This window comes from Pseudomonas sp. EA_35y_Pfl2_R111 (assembly GCF_963970955.1).
Classification (GTDB): domain Bacteria; phylum Pseudomonadota; class Gammaproteobacteria; order Pseudomonadales; family Pseudomonadaceae; genus Aquipseudomonas.
This window is the reverse complement of sequence record NZ_CAXAOM010000005.1, coordinates 124,495-140,217: the sequence shown is the minus strand read 5'-3', so window position 1 is coordinate 140,217 and position 15,723 is coordinate 124,495. Positions and strand designations below refer to the sequence as shown.

The 15,723-nt window shown below is 61.0% G+C and carries 17 protein-coding genes; 7 read left to right on the top strand and 10 right to left on the bottom strand.

The features are described 5' to 3' along the window. Positions 1 to 122: 122 nt before the first annotated feature. Positions 123 to 1,301, bottom strand: coding sequence for a glycosyltransferase family 4 protein (locus tag AACY25_RS18300; RefSeq protein ID WP_339526516.1), 1,179 nt, complete (start codon positions 1,299 to 1,301; stop codon positions 123 to 125). A 58-nt stretch (positions 1,302 to 1,359) separates the two neighbouring features. Continuing rightward, entirely contained in the window at positions 1,360 to 2,262 is a 903-nt protein-coding gene (gene bsrA, locus AACY25_RS18295; protein ID WP_339412430.1) for a LysR family transcriptional regulator BsrA, read from the bottom strand. Between the two features lie 82 nt (positions 2,263 to 2,344). Between bsrA and AACY25_RS18290 the strand changes: the two genes are divergently transcribed. Further along, positions 2,345 to 3,454: an SRPBCC family protein gene (locus AACY25_RS18290; protein WP_339526514.1), complete on the top strand. Its 1,110-nt coding sequence runs from the start codon at positions 2,345 to 2,347 to the stop codon at positions 3,452 to 3,454. Between the two features lie 15 nt (positions 3,455 to 3,469). Here AACY25_RS18290 and cysZ read toward each other — a convergent pair whose 3' ends face one another. Continuing rightward, positions 3,470 to 4,222 carry a sulfate transporter CysZ gene (gene cysZ / locus AACY25_RS18285; RefSeq protein WP_339526512.1) on the bottom strand — a complete coding sequence of 251 codons (753 nt, stop codon included), beginning with the start codon at positions 4,220 to 4,222 and terminating at the stop codon, positions 3,470 to 3,472. A gap of 273 nt (positions 4,223 to 4,495) precedes the next feature. On the opposite strand from cysZ, the gene trxB reads away from it, so the two are divergent. Then, entirely contained in the window at positions 4,496 to 5,443 is a 948-nt protein-coding gene (gene trxB / locus AACY25_RS18280; RefSeq protein ID WP_339526510.1) for a thioredoxin-disulfide reductase, read from the top strand. Positions 5,444 to 5,500: 57 nt separating this feature from the next. Here the strand turns inward: trxB and AACY25_RS18275 are convergent, their stop codons facing one another. The 3 genes from AACY25_RS18275 to AACY25_RS18265 all read right to left on the bottom strand — a co-directional run bounded on the left by AACY25_RS18275 (position 5,501) and on the right by AACY25_RS18265 (position 6,895). Beyond that, on the bottom strand, positions 5,501 to 6,088 hold the full coding sequence (locus AACY25_RS18275) for a putative glycolipid-binding domain-containing protein (protein WP_339526508.1): 588 nt from the start codon (positions 6,086 to 6,088) through the stop codon (positions 5,501 to 5,503). 172 nt (positions 6,089 to 6,260) lie between these two features. Next, positions 6,261 to 6,605, bottom strand: a complete 345-nt coding sequence (locus AACY25_RS18270) for a HopJ type III effector protein (RefSeq protein WP_339412422.1) — start codon at positions 6,603 to 6,605, stop codon at positions 6,261 to 6,263. Further along, positions 6,605 to 6,895, bottom strand: a complete 291-nt coding sequence (locus AACY25_RS18265) for a DUF1244 domain-containing protein (protein ID WP_339412420.1) — start codon at positions 6,893 to 6,895, stop codon at positions 6,605 to 6,607. Before AACY25_RS18265 ends, AACY25_RS18270 begins: the two co-directional genes overlap by 1 nt. Positions 6,896 to 7,159: 264 nt before the next feature. Here AACY25_RS18265 and AACY25_RS18260 point away from each other — a divergent pair, with 264 nt between their 5' ends. Both AACY25_RS18260 and AACY25_RS18255 read left to right on the top strand, forming a co-directional pair. Then, positions 7,160 to 8,161: an SDR family oxidoreductase gene (locus AACY25_RS18260; protein ID WP_339526506.1), complete on the top strand. Its 1,002-nt coding sequence runs from the start codon at positions 7,160 to 7,162 to the stop codon at positions 8,159 to 8,161. 23 nt (positions 8,162 to 8,184) lie between these two features. Then, on the top strand, positions 8,185 to 9,984 hold the full coding sequence (locus AACY25_RS18255; RefSeq protein ID WP_339526504.1) for a glycoside hydrolase family 15 protein: 1,800 nt from the start codon (positions 8,185 to 8,187) through the stop codon (positions 9,982 to 9,984). Between the two features lies 1 nt (position 9,985). Here the strand turns inward: AACY25_RS18255 and folX are convergent, their stop codons facing one another. Genes folX through folM form a run of 3 tightly spaced genes read right to left on the bottom strand, consistent with a single transcriptional unit; the run spans position 9,986 to position 11,653 of the window. Further along, a complete protein-coding gene (folX, locus tag AACY25_RS18250; RefSeq protein ID WP_339412416.1) occupies positions 9,986 to 10,360 on the bottom strand; it encodes a dihydroneopterin triphosphate 2'-epimerase in 375 nt (124 codons plus the stop codon). Next, positions 10,360 to 10,920 (bottom strand): GTP cyclohydrolase I FolE, encoded by a 561-nt coding sequence (gene folE / locus AACY25_RS18245; protein ID WP_339412414.1) that lies wholly within the window; start codon positions 10,918 to 10,920, stop codon positions 10,360 to 10,362. Before folE ends, folX begins: the two co-directional genes overlap by 1 nt. A gap of 22 nt (positions 10,921 to 10,942) precedes the next feature. Continuing rightward, positions 10,943 to 11,653, bottom strand: coding sequence for a dihydromonapterin reductase (folM, locus tag AACY25_RS18240; RefSeq protein WP_339526502.1), 711 nt, complete (start codon positions 11,651 to 11,653; stop codon positions 10,943 to 10,945). 265 nt (positions 11,654 to 11,918) lie between these two features. On the opposite strand from folM, the gene AACY25_RS18235 reads away from it, so the two are divergent. Then, positions 11,919 to 12,215 (top strand): hypothetical protein, encoded by a 297-nt coding sequence (locus AACY25_RS18235; RefSeq protein ID WP_339412410.1) that lies wholly within the window; start codon positions 11,919 to 11,921, stop codon positions 12,213 to 12,215. Positions 12,216 to 12,219: 4 nt separating this feature from the next. Here the strand turns inward: AACY25_RS18235 and AACY25_RS18230 are convergent, their stop codons facing one another. Further along, a complete protein-coding gene (locus tag AACY25_RS18230) occupies positions 12,220 to 12,645 on the bottom strand; it encodes a thiol-disulfide oxidoreductase DCC family protein (protein WP_339526500.1) in 426 nt (141 codons plus the stop codon). 91 nt (positions 12,646 to 12,736) lie between these two features. Here AACY25_RS18230 and AACY25_RS18225 point away from each other — a divergent pair, with 91 nt between their 5' ends. Together AACY25_RS18225 and AACY25_RS18220 are read left to right on the top strand one after the other, a co-directional pair. Then, a complete protein-coding gene (locus tag AACY25_RS18225) occupies positions 12,737 to 13,690 on the top strand; it encodes a MerR family transcriptional regulator (protein ID WP_339526498.1) in 954 nt (317 codons plus the stop codon). 208 nt (positions 13,691 to 13,898) lie between these two features. After that, positions 13,899 to 15,677: an acyl-CoA dehydrogenase C-terminal domain-containing protein gene (locus tag AACY25_RS18220; RefSeq protein WP_339526496.1), complete on the top strand. Its 1,779-nt coding sequence runs from the start codon at positions 13,899 to 13,901 to the stop codon at positions 15,675 to 15,677. The last annotated feature ends 46 nt before the right edge of the window (positions 15,678 to 15,723 follow it).

The following is a 15,723-nucleotide window of genomic DNA, read 5'->3' as shown; positions in this document are numbered from 1 at the left end:
TGTGGTGAATGCCGCAGGCCCGCCGGCAGCGGGTGCGGCCCTACCTCCTGCATCCATGCAGTCGCAGCCGCGACAACAGCGGTAGAAAACTCGCCGCTAAAGCGCCTCCCGCAGCGGTTCGCTCAATGCTGCGTTCTGCCGGCAGGTAACGCTTGCGCAGGCCGCATGGCACTGCGCAGATGCACTTCGAACAGCTCGACAATCGCCGGCCAGCCCTGGCGTGAGGCATGCAGCCGCGCATTCAGGCGTACCCGGCGCAGACCTTCGTGGTCGCTCAGCAGCCAGCTGGCGGCGTCGATAAATCCGTGCTCATCTTCGGCCACGGCCAGCGCGCCGTTATGCCCGTGGCGGATATGTTGCGCGGCCGCCGCTTGATCAAATGCCACCACGCCAAGCCCGGAAGCCAGGGCTTCGAGCACCACATTGCCGAAGGTTTCCGACAGGCTGGGAAACACAAATAGGTCGCCTGAGGCGTAATGCGCAGCCAGCTCTTCGCCGCGCTGCAGGCCGCAGAGCACCGCATTAGGCAGTTGCTGCTGCAGGCTGGCGCGCTGCGGGCCATCGCCGACCAGAATCAGTTTCAGCCGCCGCTGCGGGTGCGCCTGTTGCAGCGCCTGAAAGCTTTTGCTGAGCAGGGCCAGGTTCTTTTCTGCGGCCAGGCGGCCGACATGCAGGATGGCGATGTCCTGCTCCGCCAGGCCCCAGCGCTCGCGCAAAGCTGCGCAGCGTTTGGCCGGGTGGAACAGCTGGCTGTCGACGCCCCGCGAGAGCAGTTCCAGATTGTCGAAGCCACGGCGTTGCAGTTCGATCTGCTGGCTGACGCTGGGCACCAGGGTCATCTGCGAGCGGTTATGGAACCAGCGCAGGTAATTGGTCAGCAGGCGGGTTAGCAGGCCAAAGCCGTAATGCCCGGTGTATTGCTGGAAGTTGGTGTGAAAACCGCTGACCACCGGGATCTGCAAACGGCGCGCGGCGCGTAGGGCGGACAAGCCCAGCGGCCCTTCGGTGGCGATATACAGCACATCCGGGCGCTGGTGTTGCCAGTTGCGCAAGAGCTTGTGCAGCGACGACTGACCCCACTGCAAACCGGGGTAGCCGGGCAGCGGCCAACCACGGGTTAGCAATAAGTCCTGATCGGCAGCACCGCGCGGGTCGACGCTCTGTCGCGGACGCACCAGTTGCACGCGATGGCCACGGCCACGCAGACCATCGACCAGGCGACCGAGGGTATTGGCCACGCCGTTGATTTCCGGTGGGAAGGTTTCGCTGATCAGCGCGATATGCAGGGAAGCTGTGCTCATGGCAGCAGTGTCCGCTGCCGCTATGTAATGACTGTGACGCTTTGGTTGCGTTTGTATGTCAGTCGAGCAGCTCGAGTAGTTGCTGGCGCAACCAGGCGTGCGCTGGGTCGAGGTGCTGCTGGTGATGCCAAATTAGGCTGACCTGCACCGGCGGCATATCGAAGGGCAGCGGCGCGATTTCCAGCGCGTGCACTGGGGCGAAGGCCTCGGCCAGGCGTGCAGGCACGGTGCCGAGCAGATCGGTCTGAGCGACGATGGCCGGGATCGGCAGGTAGTTGGGCAAGTGCAGTGCCGCTTGCCGGCGTACCCTGGCTGAACCTAGGACAATTTCCAGTGGTGAGCCACGGCCGGCGCGCGGGGTTACCGTGATATGCCGGGCCTGCTGGTAATCTTCCAGGCTCAGCCCGCCAACGAAGGCCGGGTGGCCGGCACGGCCGATGGCTACCAGGGGTTCTTCGCGCAGCGGCGCGTAATGCAGGTCGGGCGAATCGAAATGCAGATAGTCGATGGCCAGGTCCAGCGCGCCGTTTTCCAAGCGCTGCACCAGGCTGTCGGCATCATCGGCTTGCACCAGCAGCTCGACCTGCGCAGCGCTGCGCGCCAGATGCGCCTGCAACATGGGCAGCAACGCGGCCTGGGCATAGTCGTTAAGCGATAGGCTAAAGGCGTGCGGCGTCTGCGGGTCAAACGGCTCGGCCGGGCCTAGGCCGGTCTGCAGCAGGCGCAGCGCCTGACGCACCGGCACATACAAGGCCTGAGCGCGGGCGGTGGGAGTCATGCCACGGGCGGTGCGCTGGAACAGCTCTTCGCCGAGTTGCTGGCGCAGACGGGCGAGGGCGTTGCTTACCGTCGACTGACTCAGGTGCAGGCGCTCGGCGGCGCGGGTCAGGTTGCCTTCTTGCATCAGGGCATCGAAGACCAGCAGCAGATTAAGGTCGAGCTGACGCAAATTCGTTATCAAGAATAATGCTCTTTTTAAATATCCATTATTCGAATGATCTGGCCGCGCCTAGACTGCTGTCAATCCGCACAGGAGTACCGCCGTGGCCTATAACAACGACAATGCCCAGGCTTTCCGCACACGTTATCGGGATGCTATCCACCCGCTGTACAACCCCTGGCTGCATGCCGCCTTTGTCCTGGCCTACGGCCTGACCTGCATCAGCCTGCTGTGGCGTACGCTGGAGGCGGTGGCGCTCTGGCAATGGCTGCTGGTGCCGCTGAGCCTGGTGTTCTTCAGCTGGGGCGAATATCAGGTGCACAAGCGGCTGGGGCACAACAAGACGCGCTTCGGCCAGCTGTTCTACAAGCGCCACACCGGCGATCACCACAGCTTTTTCGTCGAAGGCCAGATGCGCTACGAGACGCCGCGCGACTGGCGGGTGATCCTCTTCCCCGCCTGGCTGATCGTACTCTACAGCCTGCCGCTGCTGGGCATCTGGTGGCTGCTAGCGCCTATCGACGGCAACCTTGCCGCGCTGTTCGCCGGTAGCATGCTGCTGGGGTATATGAGCTATGAGGTGGTGCATGCCTGCGAGCACCTGCCGGCCGAGCACCCGCTTACGCGATTGCCGTGGATTCGCCAGATGCGCCGCCTGCATGCGCTGCACCATCGCCGTGAGCTGATGCATTCGCGCAACTTCGGTATCGTCCATCCACTGATGGACTGGCTGTACGGCACCTTGCACTGGGAACCGGAGCCGACCTATCAGCAGAACCGCCAGCAGCATCGCATTCGCCTCACCCGCTCGGCGGACGAGGTGTTGAGTTATGCCGCCGCGCCTATTCATTGGCCAGAATGGCACCCGTCCTCATTGCGCATCTACGGCCGCGAGGGTGCGTTGCTCGCCGGTGAGGTATTTGAGGAAGATATCCACGCCGGCGGCCGCGCCGGCCATCTGTGCTGGGATGTGCTCGACTATCAACCGGCACGCCGCTGGCAGGCCAGCGCCCGCGGCGATCACGGCCTGGGGTTGCTGCTGACCTACGAGTGCCTGGAAGTGGAGGGCGGTTGTCAGTTTGTCCGTACCCTGGAATACGGCTTCGACGGCCTGCTGATGCGCCTGGCCAACCGCCTGCTGCTGAGCCGGCGGATTGAGCGCGAATCCCAGGCCTCGATGCAGGCGCTGCGCGCGGTGCTTGAGCGCAGCTAGCCTGCAGACTAGAGATTAAGGAGCGGGCGTCAGCGCCTGCTCGCCGCGTTCACGTACCCAGAACAGCGTGGCGCCGGCCACGGCTGCCGGCATCATCAGGATATTCAGCCCAGGCACCAGCAAGGCGGCGTAGGTGATGCCGCCAAAGCCGAGGCTCTGCCAGCGTTTCTCCCGCAACCAGGCGAGCATGTCCTGCCAGCTCATCTTGTTGTTGTCCGCCGGATAGTCGATGTACTGAATCGCCATCATCCATATGCCAAACAGCAGCCACAGCGGCGCGGCGATCAGGTTGACCACCGGGATAAAGGTCAGGATCAGCAGGGCGATGGCGCGCGGCAGAAAGTAGCCCAGCTTGCGCAATTCACGACCCAGGGTGCGCGGCACCATGGCCATCAGCTCGGCCCAGCTAAACGGCGGAAAGTCGTCCTGGCCGCGTACCACCACTTCGACCTTTTCCGCGAGAAAACCGTTAAACGGCGCGGCGATGATATTGGCCAACAGGGTGAAGCTGAAAAACACCATCAGCAGTACCAGCACCACAAACAGTGGCCACAGCACGTATTCGAGAAAGCTCAGCCAGCTCGGCAGGGTGGGCATAAAGGTGTCGACCCAGCCGCCGAACTGCTGCATGGCCACGTAAATCAGGCCAACGAAGAGCAGCAGATTGATGGTCAGGGGCAGTAGCACAAACAGCCGCAGGCCAGGGCTCAGGACCAATTTCAGGCCTTCGCTGAGGTATTGCGGGCCGGTTAGTACGGGAGCGGGCATGGGGAGAGTCTCCGCGAGGTTGAAGTCGCGCCGACCTTACCGGCTTTGCGTGGTAGGTGAAAGCCTCTGCAACGGGCGCTAACGATTGCCTGGACGCGTTATAGGGCTTGCCTATGCAAGGCATTGGCAAAGCATATTTCCGCCGTGCGTTGGGCGGGCATAGGCTGCGCAGCATGTCTTTACGGGGCTTCCACCCTTACAGCCTTCCCCAGGTATTCGTGGATGCCTTCTTTTTTATTGTGGTGCTGCCGGCATGGCCGGGAGGAGTTGCTGATGTCTGCTGATCGTCATGCCCGCGTAATTATTCTGGGCTCCGGCCCTGCCGGTTATAGCGCTGCGGTCTACGCTGCGCGCGCCAATCTAAAGCCGCTGTTAATCACCGGCCTGCAGGCCGGTGGCCAGCTGACCACCACCACCGAGGTGGATAACTGGCCGGGCGATGTACATGGCCTGACGGGGCCGGCGCTGATGCAGCGTATGCAGGAGCATGCCGAGCGCTTCGAGACGGAAATCGTCTATGACCATATCAGTGCCGTGGACCTGGCCGGCAAGCCGTTCACCCTGGTGGGTGATAGCGGCACCTACAGCTGCGATGCGTTGATTATCGCCACCGGTGCCAGCGCCCGTTATCTGGGCTTGCCCTGCGAAGAAAGTTTTATGGGCAAGGGTGTTTCCGCTTGCGCCACCTGTGATGGTTTCTTCTACCGTAATCGCGATGTAGCAGTGGTCGGTGGCGGCAATACGGCGGTGGAAGAGGCGTTGTACCTGGCCAATATCGCCAGCAAGGTGACCCTGGTGCACCGCCGTGAAACCTTCCGCGCCGAGAAAATCCTGCAGGACAAGCTGCAGGCGCGGGTCGCCGAAGGCAAGATCGTCCTCAAGCTAAATGCCGAAGTGGATGAAGTGCTTGGCAACAACATGGGCGTGACCGGCGTCCGGGTGAAGAACAACGATGGCAGCTTTGATGAGTTGAGCGTTGACGGCCTGTTTGTTGCTATCGGCCATACACCGAACACCTCGTTGTTCGAGGGGCAACTGGCGCTTAAGGATGGTTATCTGGTGGTCAACGGTGGCCGCGACGGTAACGCCACTGCTACCAGCATGCCCGGCGTGTTTGCCGCCGGCGATGTGGCGGATCACGTTTACCGCCAGGCGATCACCTCGGCCGGCGCCGGTTGCATGGCGGCGCTGGATGTTGAGCGTTATCTCGACGGTCAATAAGCCTGAGAATGCAAAAAGCCTCGATTGATTCGAGGCTTTTTGCTGTCTGATATCTGCTTATACCCAGGTATTGAGCTTCAAATCCCTCGAGCTCATGCGCAGAAACTGGTCGCTGGCTCTGACCAGCAAGGCATGCTCGTCGACGGTCAGCTCGCTGCTCTTTCTGCCCTGCGCTTCGCTGCGGTATAGGGTTGTCCTGCCTTCTTCACGCAGGCGCTGGTAGCGCTGGCTGCGTGCTTCAACCTTGAGCGTTAGCAGGTCGACATAGGCGACTTGCATCAGTTCGCTCTGCCCGGTTTCCAGGGCGCAGCGTTGCAGGGCTGGGGTGTGGGGAAAGGGTGATTCGGAGAGCATAACCTGCTGGCATTCGCTGAGGTCTGGGCGTGGTTCGCCGTTGTGGAACCAGTTGCCACGGATATCGCGCTTGAGGTTGAGGCTGCGCTGGCCGTGGTTGTCGACCTTCAGCCACAGGCGACGAAAACGCCAGCGTGGGTCGCAATTGAGCACATAGGTGGCGGCGATGCTGTGGCCTTGCAGGCTCTGCATCAGATGACTGGTGGCGTTGATGCCGTGTTCATCGATATTCAGGCGCAGGTTTTCCACGCCCGGGTTGTGCCATGGTTTCCATACCAAGGTCTGCTGCATCAAGCGACTCCAAGCCAGGTAGGGTTGGAGAAACCGGGAGAGCGCGGCCACAAAGCTGCACGGAGCACCGTCCCTGGTGTTCTCGTTCAAGTAACGGCGCGCAGCATAGGGGGATTTAAGTGTGATGTCTGTCAGCTTTTACCGACAGTTGCGCAAGTTTTTGCGCGGGTGATTACAAGCTGTTGCGCTGCAGCGACGGCTGCTCGAAGCGCACGCCCGCCAGGCCGGTATCCATCAGTGCGCGGATATTGCCGTGGTCGCTGCCGCTCGGGGTGGCCAGCACGCTGCGGTAATGTTCGCCAAAGCACAGCAGGGTTTCTTCCAGGCTCAGGCCTTCAAGCAGCGCCAGGCCGAGGGTCTTGCATGACCCTTCATTCTGCCCGGCAGCGCTATGCACCTTGCCATTGCTGAATGCGCAGGGTTGGTACTGGTAATGCTCGGCAATAAACGCCAGGGTTTCGGCGAAGGTGAAGTGTTCGCTGCGCAGCTTGGCGCGAAAGTCGTTGAGGCTGCTCATTACTTTTTTCCTTTACTGAAGGCGGCCTGTTGCTCGGCACTGGCTTCCTTCTGGTATTTGGCTTTCCACTCGGCATACGGCATGCCGTACACCTCTTCACGCGCTTCATCCGGGGTGATGGCGACACCGATGTCGTCGGCGGCGGCCTTGAACCACTTGGACAGGCAGTTACGGCAGAAGCCGGCAAGATTCATCATGTCGATGTTCTGTACATCAGGGCGTGAGCGCAGGTGTTGCACCAGGGTGCGAAAGGCGGCGGCTTCAAGTTCGAGGCGTTCTTGTTCGGTCATGGCAATACTCTGCGGTAGAAAATGTTGGCGGCGGCGCAGGCTATAGCGCTGCGGGACGATAATACCCCGCTGGATATGACAGGCACAGGGCGGCAAGGAACCGTGGTGCTGCTATTAGGGTGAACTTGGGCGAAGCGGCGAAGGTCATTTTTAGTGAGCGTCGCGTGTCGGCGCGCCCTGCATGTGAGCCTGGAGGCCCTGCCTGATGCCAGTTATTTCCCCGTTTTGCCTTGGCGAGCAAGGCAGATGTTAGGTGCATCAGCCATGGCCCTGAAGCGAAATGAGGTGGTCGTGGTCTGCGGCGCCTCGGCCGGTATCGGCCGCGCCGCTGCCGTGGCATTTGCCCGGCGTGGCGCCAAGGTCGCATTGCTTGCCCGTGGCAGGGTTGGCCTGGCAGCGGCGCAGGCAGAGGTTGAGGCGGCAGGCGGGCAGGCGTGGGTGCAGGCCCTGGATGTGGCCAATGCTGAGCAGGTCGAGGCCGCTGCAGCACGAATAGAGGTTGAGCTGGGCGAGATCGACATATGGGTCAATAACGCGATGCTCACCGTGTTCTCGCCGGTCGCGCAAATGACTGCCGACGAATATCGCCGCGTCACCGAGGTTACCTATCTGGGCATGGTGCATGGTACCTGTGCGGCGCTTCGGCATATGCGCCCGCGCAATCGCGGCACCATTGTGCAGGTTGGTTCGGCGCTGGCCTATCGCGCCATTGCGTTGCAGTCAGCCTATTGCGCGGCGAAATTCGCCTGCCGGGGGTTTACCGATGCGTTGCGCGTCGAGTTGATGCAGGAAAAAAGCCGCATTCATCTGACCATGGTGCATCTTTCCGCGTTTAACACGCCCCAGTTCGACTGGGCGCGCACTCGCATGGAGTGTCAGCCGCAACCGGTACCGCCGATTTTCCAGCCGGAAATCGCCGCGCGCGGCATCGTATGGGCGGCCTATCACCGTCGCCGAGAGGTGTGCGTCGGCTTTCCTGCGGTCAAGGCGATCTACGGCAACAAGCTGGTGCCCCGCTTTGCCGACTGGGTGCTCAGCCGGCAGGGCTACGACAGCCAGCAGAGTGAGCAGCCGTTGCCTGTGGGGCGGCCGGACAATCTGTTCAGTGCGGTGGAGCAGGACATGGGCAGCCATGGCCGTTTCGACCAGCAGGCGCGCGATTTCAGCTGGCAGCTGTGGTTGACCATGCACCGCCGCCTGCTGACGCTCGGCTTGTTTATCGTATTGGCCATCATGCTGCTCATCGGCATAGGACTACTGGGCTGAACCCGCTCCCCGAAGAGGCCGCTATGTCTCAACCTATTGAGGATTACGCCTTGATCGGCGATCTGCGCTGCGCTGCACTGGTCGGGCGCAATGGCAGTATCGACTGGTTTTGCCCGCCACGCTTCGACGCGCCGGCCTGTTTTGCAGCGTTGCTTGGCCGTGCTGAGCATGGCCACTGGCAGTTATCGCCGGTTGGCGAAGTGCTGGAGGTCCGCCGCTACTATCAGCCAGATACCTTGGTCCTGTGTACCGAGATGATCACCGCGAGCGGTCGCGTAAAAATTACCGACTGTATGCCGCTGGGTGATGACATCACTCTCTTGCGGCGGGTTGAGGTGCTATCCGGGCAAGTCGCGATGCGCATGAGCCTGCTCCCCCGTTTTGGCTATGGTGCCCGTGCTGCAGAGTGCGAGCACAGCGAGGCAGGAGTGAGCGCCTGGAACGGTGAGGAGCGCCTGCTGCTACGCAGCGATCAACCCGCCGACGTTGAGGAAGGGCATATTCGTGCTCTGTTTAGCCTGGGTGTGGGTGAAAGTCGCAGTTTTCAGCTTTGCTACCTGTCCCCTGGGCAAGTGCCCGGGGCGTTGATCGACAGTGCGCAGCAGGTGGAAGACTGCGCCAAAGCGTGGCGAGGCTGGGTCGTACAGTGCAGTTACCATGGCCGCTGGCGTGAGGCCGTGGTGCGTTCGTTGATCACCCTCAAAGCGCTCACCTATGCGCCCAGCGGTGGCATGGTCGCCGCGCCAACCACGTCGCTGCCGGAAGTTATTGGCGGCGAAGCGAATTGGGATTACCGCTTTTGCTGGATCCGCGATGCGGTGCTGGCGCTGGATATCCTGCTCGATTCCAACTACTTCGATGAAGCGCGCCACTGGCGCGACTGGTTGCTGCGTGTGTTGGATGGCGAGGATGGCGAGCTCGCTGTGCTCTACAGCGTTAGCGGCGAAGCACCGCTAGACGAAGAGCAGCTGAGCTGGTTGCCGGGCTATAAGGGTTCACAGCCTGTGCGCATTGGCAATGCTGCGAGCACCCAGCATCAGCTCGATCTGCAGGGTCAACTGATTGACCTGTTGCATTTGGCGCGCCGCAGCGGCGTAGACATGTACCCGGAAACTTGGCAGCGCCAATGCTCACTGGTCAATGACCTGGTCGAGCGCTGGCGTGACCCTGACGATGGCATCTGGGAGCTGCGCGGCGAGCGTAGGCACTTTACCCACTCCAAGATCTACGCCTGGGTTGCGTTCGACCGCTCGATCCGCGACGCCGAGACATTCGGTTGGGATGCGCCACTGGCACGTTGGCGCCAGGCCCGTGACGAGCTGCGTGCGGACATTTGCCGCAATGGCATCGACACCGCGCGAGGTGCGTTCAAGCAGAGTTACGAGGAGGCGGAGCCCGACGCCAGTCTACTGATGATTCCGCTGCTGGGCTTTCTTCCCATCAAGGATGAGCGGGTGCAGGCGACTATCGCCTGGGTGGAGCAGGAGCTGTATCGCGATGAACTGGTCTATCGATTCCGCCAGACAGACGCCTTTGCAGGCGAGGAGGGCGCGTTCTTGCCGTGTTCATTCTGGCTGGTTGATAACTGGGTGATGAGCGGCCGCGACCGCGAGGCCGAGGCCCTGTTTGAGCGCCTGTTGGCATTACGCAACGATGTCGGCCTGCTCGCCGAGGAATACGACCCCCGGCATGGGTTTCTGGGCAATTTCCCGCAGGCTTTTTCTCATCTGGCCTTGATCAAGAGTGCCTATCTGATCGAAGCCTGCGAGCGCGTGCATCGTGGCGGAGAGCCGGAGCGACACTCCTATAAGCCGGTGGACTGAATCAGCCGCGGTGCCCGGCCAGGGTAATCGACACCGACTCGGCAAAGCGCAGGGCGTGTAGCTTGTCCACTTCCACTTCGGCGTAACGCACGTCCGGGTTGGCCATCACCAGGTCAAGAATCTCCTGGGTCATGCGCTCCAGCAGGGCGAAGCGGTTTTCTTCAACGTGGCGAATCACCGCCTTGGTGATGGTGCGGTAGTTGAGGGCGTGGTCAATATCGTTATCGCGCACCGCTTCTACGGCGGGGTAGAGGATGGTCAGGTTGATCAGCACATCCTGCTTGTTGTTGATCTCCTCTTCCTTGATGCCGATGTAGGTGCGCAGGCGCAGGTCTTTGACGCGGATGCGCGCCATCCCAGGTTCCAGTCGCGGCATTACTTGCTCCGTCCGATCAGTTGCAGGAATTCATGGCGAGTGTTGCAGGATTCGCGGAAGGCTCCAAGCATCACCGAGGAGGTCATCACCGAGTTCTGCTTCTCCACGCCGCGCATCATCATGCACATGTGTTTGGCTTCGATTACCACGGCCACGCCGGCGGCGTTGGTGACCAGCTGGATCGCGTCGGCAATCTGCTTGGTGAGGTTTTCCTGGATCTGCAGGCGCCGTGCATACATATCGACAATGCGCGCCACTTTCGACAGGCCGAGCACCTTGCCGGTGGGGATATAGGCCACATGAGCCTTGCCGATAAACGGCAGCATGTGGTGTTCGCACAGCGAGTACAGCTCGATATCACGGACGATCACCATCTCGTCGTTATCCGACTCGAACAGTGCGCCGTTGACCACTTCTTCCAGGCTCTTGTGGTAGCCGTTGCACAGGTACTGCATGGCCTTGGCGGCACGCTTGGGCGTATCCAGCAGGCCTTCGCGTTCGGGGTTTTCACCGACACCGAGCAGGATCTCGCGGTAGTGGTCGGGCAGTTCTGGGGTCATTACAGGGTCCTCGCGACCAGGCTCATTTGAGATGGCGGCCGCCGTTGACAGTCAGTGTGGTACCGGTGACGTAGGGGTTGTCGAGCAGGTAGCGCAGGCTTTGGTAGATCACTTGAGGCCCGGGTTCGATGCCCAGTGCCGATTTATTCAGGGTTTTGCGGCGGTAATCGGCGTCGTCGTCCGGGTTGAACATGATCAGCGCCGGGGCGATACCGTTGACCTTGATCTGCGGGGCGAAGCGTGCGGCAAACGACAGCGTCAGGCTGTCCAGTCCGGCCTTGCTGGCGCTGTAGGCCGGGCGCTTGGCGCTGCCCTTGCGCGCCACGTCATCGCTGATATGCACGATATCGGCGGGCGTTGAGCGCGCCAGTAGGGGCTGGCAATGCAGGTTGATCAGATAGGGCGCGAGCATGTGCACGCTAAACAGCTGCTGAAAGGCTGCGGCCTCTTCGCCCGGCGCTTCTATCAGCCAGTCGGAGGCGTTGTGCACGATGGCGCGCAGGCTGTCGGTATGGCTCTTGAGCAGTTCGATAAACGCCAGGATGCCGGCTTCACTGGCGAAGTCCGCATGCAGGGCCAGGGCGCCGCGTTGCCTGAGCGCATCAATGCCGTCGCGTTCGCTGCGGTAGGTGACGATTACTTGGTGGCCGTCATCCAGCAGGCGCTCGGCACAATACAGGCCGATGCGCTGGCTAGCTCCGGTTATCAGGATGGGGGCGGCGCTGACGCTCATGCTCGACTCGGCAGAAAGAAAAGGGTGGGTTCAGCGACGCTGCGCCGGGTTACCTGACCAGGAAGACGCGGCCTCAACTGAACCAGAGGTAAAGTTATACCAGCACTGGTCTTTGTACAACCATGCGCCCTGTGCGGGTACTGGTCTATTACCTACCGTTTAGCCTATTTCATTGAGCTGTATCGGTATTTTTTGCACGTTCGGGCTGAATAAAATTGTTTTTATCGTGTACAAGATTGTTTTTCTTGTACAGGTATATGCCGTTATGAAGCCGTGGCAGTTAAGCATCGCAGTGCTGTGTGGGCGGGTGCGCCATGTCGAGGTGCTCACCCTGCGCTGCTGTGGCTACAAGGTGCGGGTGGTCAGCAAGGCTGGCAGCGTGCGCACGCTGGAGTATGCGTCGGGGCGCCCGCTATGGCCTGGGTTGGCATTGCTCAAGGCGTGTTTACGGCGCTGCGGCGTGCAGCAGATGCTGTTGCTGCAGCCGGAAAGCCACGATGAAATTATCGGTCGTCCTGCGTTGCTTGAACCTGATCCAGGCCTGTGGATCAAGCTGCGCTGATGGCTTATTGCGGTTTTTTGCTGACAATGCACGCAGCGTTTCTGCAGCGCCGACTGGCATCCGGGTGGGGCAGCCAATCGAGGTGCGGGCGTAGCCGGCAGAATAGTTGGTAACCGAGTTCCAGCAGAGGCCGAAATGCCGGCCAGGTCAGTGGCACTGCCCAGCGCTCAAGGCCGGCGGCGCGCCAGCTCCATAGCGTGGCGTCCAGGCCGGTGACCCATTGACCATCAGCGAAGCGGGCATGCAGGCGGTTCTGCAGGGTTTCTCGGCTGTGGCCGACGGACTCGAGATGAAAGTCATCGAGGCCGATATCGACCAAGCACAAACGCTGCACGTCGGCGCGCTGACGCAGCAACTGGATCTCGCGGGCGCACAACGGGCAATCGCCATCGTAGTAAAGGGTCAAGGGCCAGCAGGGCTGCTTGTTCATGGTCTAACTCTTTGTATAGGTCTTGTACAAAGTATGCCGGAAATAGCTGAGTTACAATGCGCGCAACATTTTTTCTGTGATACCTGCGCCCATGTCCGATCACGTTGGTACTGCATCCCTCGTTTCGAATGCTCTCAAGCAGGAAGAGTTATTTCCTATTCGTGAAGTGGCGCGCCTGACCGGCGTCAATCCAGTCACCCTGCGGGCCTGGGAGCGGCGCTATGGGCTGATCCAGCCAACCCGCACCGATAGTGGTCATCGCCTGTATTCGCAGGTGGATATCGAGTCGGTGCGCAGCATCCTGGCGTGGATCGAGCGCGGTGTGGCGGTGAGCAAGGTTGGCAAGATTCTGGCCAAAAGCAGCTCAATCAAATCCGCCAGTTCACCGGTCTATGAAGAGGTCAGCGCCAGCGAGTGGGGCGAGTGGCAAGCCCAGCTGCGCCGCGCTATCAGCGCCTTCGACGAGCTACGCCTGGATCGTCTATACGGTCAGATTTTCTCCAGCTACCCGCTGCCGGTGGTGTTCCAGGACATCCTGATGCCGCTGTGGCAGGAGCTGCTGCTGCGGCAGGACGAATATGGCCAGACCAGCGAATGGCTGTTCCTCGATACTTTCCTGCGTGCCCGTACTTTGCAACGCTTGCAGGTGTTGCGCGCCCAGGTTGAGGAGCGCGTGCTGCTGGCAGCCTTGCCGGGCCATTGCCGCGAGCTGGAACTATTGGTCGCCGGGTTGCTGCTGAGCAGCGCCGACACCGCCGTCAGCGTGCTGGGGCTGGGTCAGCCGCTGGAAGAGCTGACGCTGATCTGCGAAAAGATGCAGCCCCAGGCGCTGGTGCTGTTCTCCAACCAGCCGCCCAGCGATGACCTGCCCAAGGTGCTCTCGCGCCTAGCGCTGGCGCTGGACTGTCCACTGGTGATGGCCGGTGATGGTGCCGATCTTGCCGAGGAAAGCCTTAGTGGTTCGCCGATTGCCTGTTTGGGCAATGAAGGTCGCCTGATGCAGCGTCGCCTGCAGCAGTTTCTGGCTGGCAACCTGGATACCTGATTTCTTCTATTAAGTACGCCTGAATAAGCGCGGTCGCCGTTATGGCAGCCGCGCTTTCGCATGCCTGCAATTTGTTGTCGATCCCGATTAGTTGTACAGCCTGTACAGAAAATTGCTTGCCATATGGAGCTTTAGGCTATACAAGAGCTGTACATTATTTATATGTGTACAGCATTAAGCCACTTGTACAGCTTGAGGACTGCGTAACATGACTCAATACCGCGCACCCCTTCGTGACATGCGTTTCGTTTTTGACGAGGTGCTCGACGCTTATGCCACCTTGCAGTCGCTGCCTAGTCAGCGCGAGTTCGGAGACGACCTCGGTGGCGCCATTCTGGAAGAAGCTGCCAAATTGGCGGAGAACGTACTGGCCCCGCTCAATGGCCCTGGTGATAAACAGGGCTGCCATTACGATCCGGAAAGTAAATCGGTCAAGGCGCCGGACGGTTTCCGCGTCGCTTATCAGCAGTTCGCCGAAGGTGGCTGGACCGCTCTGGCCTGTACGCCCGAGTTCGGCGGCCAGGGCTTGCCCCATGTGCTGAACATGATGGTCGAGGAGATGGTCTGTTCGGCCAACTTGTCGCTGGGCATGTATCCGGGTCTGACCCATGGCGCGATCAATGCGCTGACCGCTCACGGTGCCCGTGAACTGCAGGAGCGCTATCTGCCGAAACTGATCAGCGGCGAATGGACCGGCACCATGTGCCTGACCGAGCCGCAGTGCGGCACCGACTTAGGCTTGATCCGCACCCGTGCCATACCGCAGGCGGACGGCAGCTATGCCATCAGCGGCACCAAGATCTGGATCACCGGCGGTGAGCACGATCTGGTCGACAACATCATGCACCTGGTGCTGGCCAAGCTGCCCGATGCACCGGATAGCGTGAAGGGGATTTCGCTGTTTTTAGTGCCCAAGTTCCTTGCAGACGGCAGCCGTAACCCGGCGTTCTGTGGCGGCCTGGAACACAAAATGGGCATCAAGGGCTCGGCCACCTGTGTGATGAACTTCGAAGGCGCCCAGGGCTGGCTGATCGGCGAGCCGAACAAGGGGCTCAAGTGCATGTTCACCATGATGAACTCGGCGCGCCTGATGGTCGGCATGCAGGGCCTCGGCATTGCCGAAAGCGCTTATCAGGTCAGCCTGGGCTTCGCTAAGGAACGCCTGCAAAGCCGCTCGCTGTCCGGCCCGAAAGCGGCTGATAAGCCGGCCGATCCGATCATCGTGCACCCGGATGTGCGGCGCATGTTGCTGCGCCAGAAGGTGATGATCGAAGGTTGCCGCGCGCTGGCTTATTTCACCGGTTTGCATGAAGACGTTGCCCATGACCACGAAGACCCAGCCGTGCGCGAGCAGGCCGATGATCTGGTGCAGCTGCTGACTCCGGTAGTGAAGTCCTTTCTCACTGATGAAGGCTTCAACTGCGCCAACGAAGGCCTGCAGGTGCTGGGCGGCTCCGGCTTCACCGAAGACTGGGGCATTGAGCAACTGGTGCGTGATTCGCGGATTACCCGCATTTATGAAGGCACCAACGGCATTCAGGCGCTTGATCTGGTCGGCCGCAAGTTGGGCCTGGGTGGCGGTCGCGCGGTGCGCAATTACTTCGCCCTGGTCGAGGGCTGGCTCAAGGCCAACGCCGAAGCTGAGCATGTGGCGGCCGTAGGTGCAGCGCTCAAGCAGTTGCAGCAGGCCACGCTGTGGATCGCCAGTGAGGGGTTGAAAGATCCCGAGCAGGCTGGTGCGGCAGCCACGCCTTACTTGCGTCTGTTTGCGCTGACCAGCCTGGCCTGGATGTGGGCGCGCATGGCTGCGGTGGCCAAGGCCAAGCTGGCGGCCGGCAGTACGGAAACCCTGTTTTATGGTGCCAAGTTGAAGTCTGCGGACTTCTTTGTGGCGCGCATTCTGACTGAAACCGACAGCCTGCTGGCGGAGGTCAACGCCGGCAAAGCCACGCTGATGGCCTTTAGTAATGAGGAGTTTGCTGCCTGAAACGACTGCGCAATCCGGTAGCCATCAGTACCGCCCATTTTCGGCC

Excerpts from the sequence above, each read along its gene's own strand:
- folE (WP_339412414.1), bottom strand. The coding sequence starts at position 10,920 with ATGACCCCAGAACTGCCCGACCACTACCGCGAGATCCTGCTCGGTGTC.
- folX (WP_339412416.1), bottom strand. The coding sequence starts at position 10,360 with ATGCCGCGACTGGAACCTGGGATGGCGCGCATCCGCGTCAAAGACCTG.
- AACY25_RS18235 (WP_339412410.1), top strand. The coding sequence starts at position 11,919 with ATGAAGCCGTGGCAGTTAAGCATCGCAGTGCTGTGTGGGCGGGTGCGC.
- AACY25_RS18220 (WP_339526496.1), top strand. The coding sequence starts at position 13,899 with ATGACTCAATACCGCGCACCCCTTCGTGACATGCGTTTCGTTTTTGAC.
- trxB (WP_339526510.1), top strand. The coding sequence starts at position 4,496 with ATGTCTGCTGATCGTCATGCCCGCGTAATTATTCTGGGCTCCGGCCCT.
- folM (WP_339526502.1), bottom strand. The coding sequence starts at position 11,653 with ATGAGCGTCAGCGCCGCCCCCATCCTGATAACCGGAGCTAGCCAGCGC.
- AACY25_RS18230 (WP_339526500.1), bottom strand. The coding sequence starts at position 12,645 with ATGAACAAGCAGCCCTGCTGGCCCTTGACCCTTTACTACGATGGCGAT.
- AACY25_RS18300 (WP_339526516.1), bottom strand. The coding sequence starts at position 1,301 with ATGAGCACAGCTTCCCTGCATATCGCGCTGATCAGCGAAACCTTCCCA.
- cysZ (WP_339526512.1), bottom strand. The coding sequence starts at position 4,222 with ATGCCCGCTCCCGTACTAACCGGCCCGCAATACCTCAGCGAAGGCCTG.
- AACY25_RS18225 (WP_339526498.1), top strand. The coding sequence starts at position 12,737 with ATGTCCGATCACGTTGGTACTGCATCCCTCGTTTCGAATGCTCTCAAG.
- AACY25_RS18265 (WP_339412420.1), bottom strand. The coding sequence starts at position 6,895 with ATGACCGAACAAGAACGCCTCGAACTTGAAGCCGCCGCCTTTCGCACC.
- AACY25_RS18270 (WP_339412422.1), bottom strand. The coding sequence starts at position 6,605 with ATGAGCAGCCTCAACGACTTTCGCGCCAAGCTGCGCAGCGAACACTTC.
- AACY25_RS18260 (WP_339526506.1), top strand. The coding sequence starts at position 7,160 with ATGGCCCTGAAGCGAAATGAGGTGGTCGTGGTCTGCGGCGCCTCGGCC.
- AACY25_RS18275 (WP_339526508.1), bottom strand. The coding sequence starts at position 6,088 with ATGCAGCAGACCTTGGTATGGAAACCATGGCACAACCCGGGCGTGGAA.
- AACY25_RS18255 (WP_339526504.1), top strand. The coding sequence starts at position 8,185 with ATGTCTCAACCTATTGAGGATTACGCCTTGATCGGCGATCTGCGCTGC.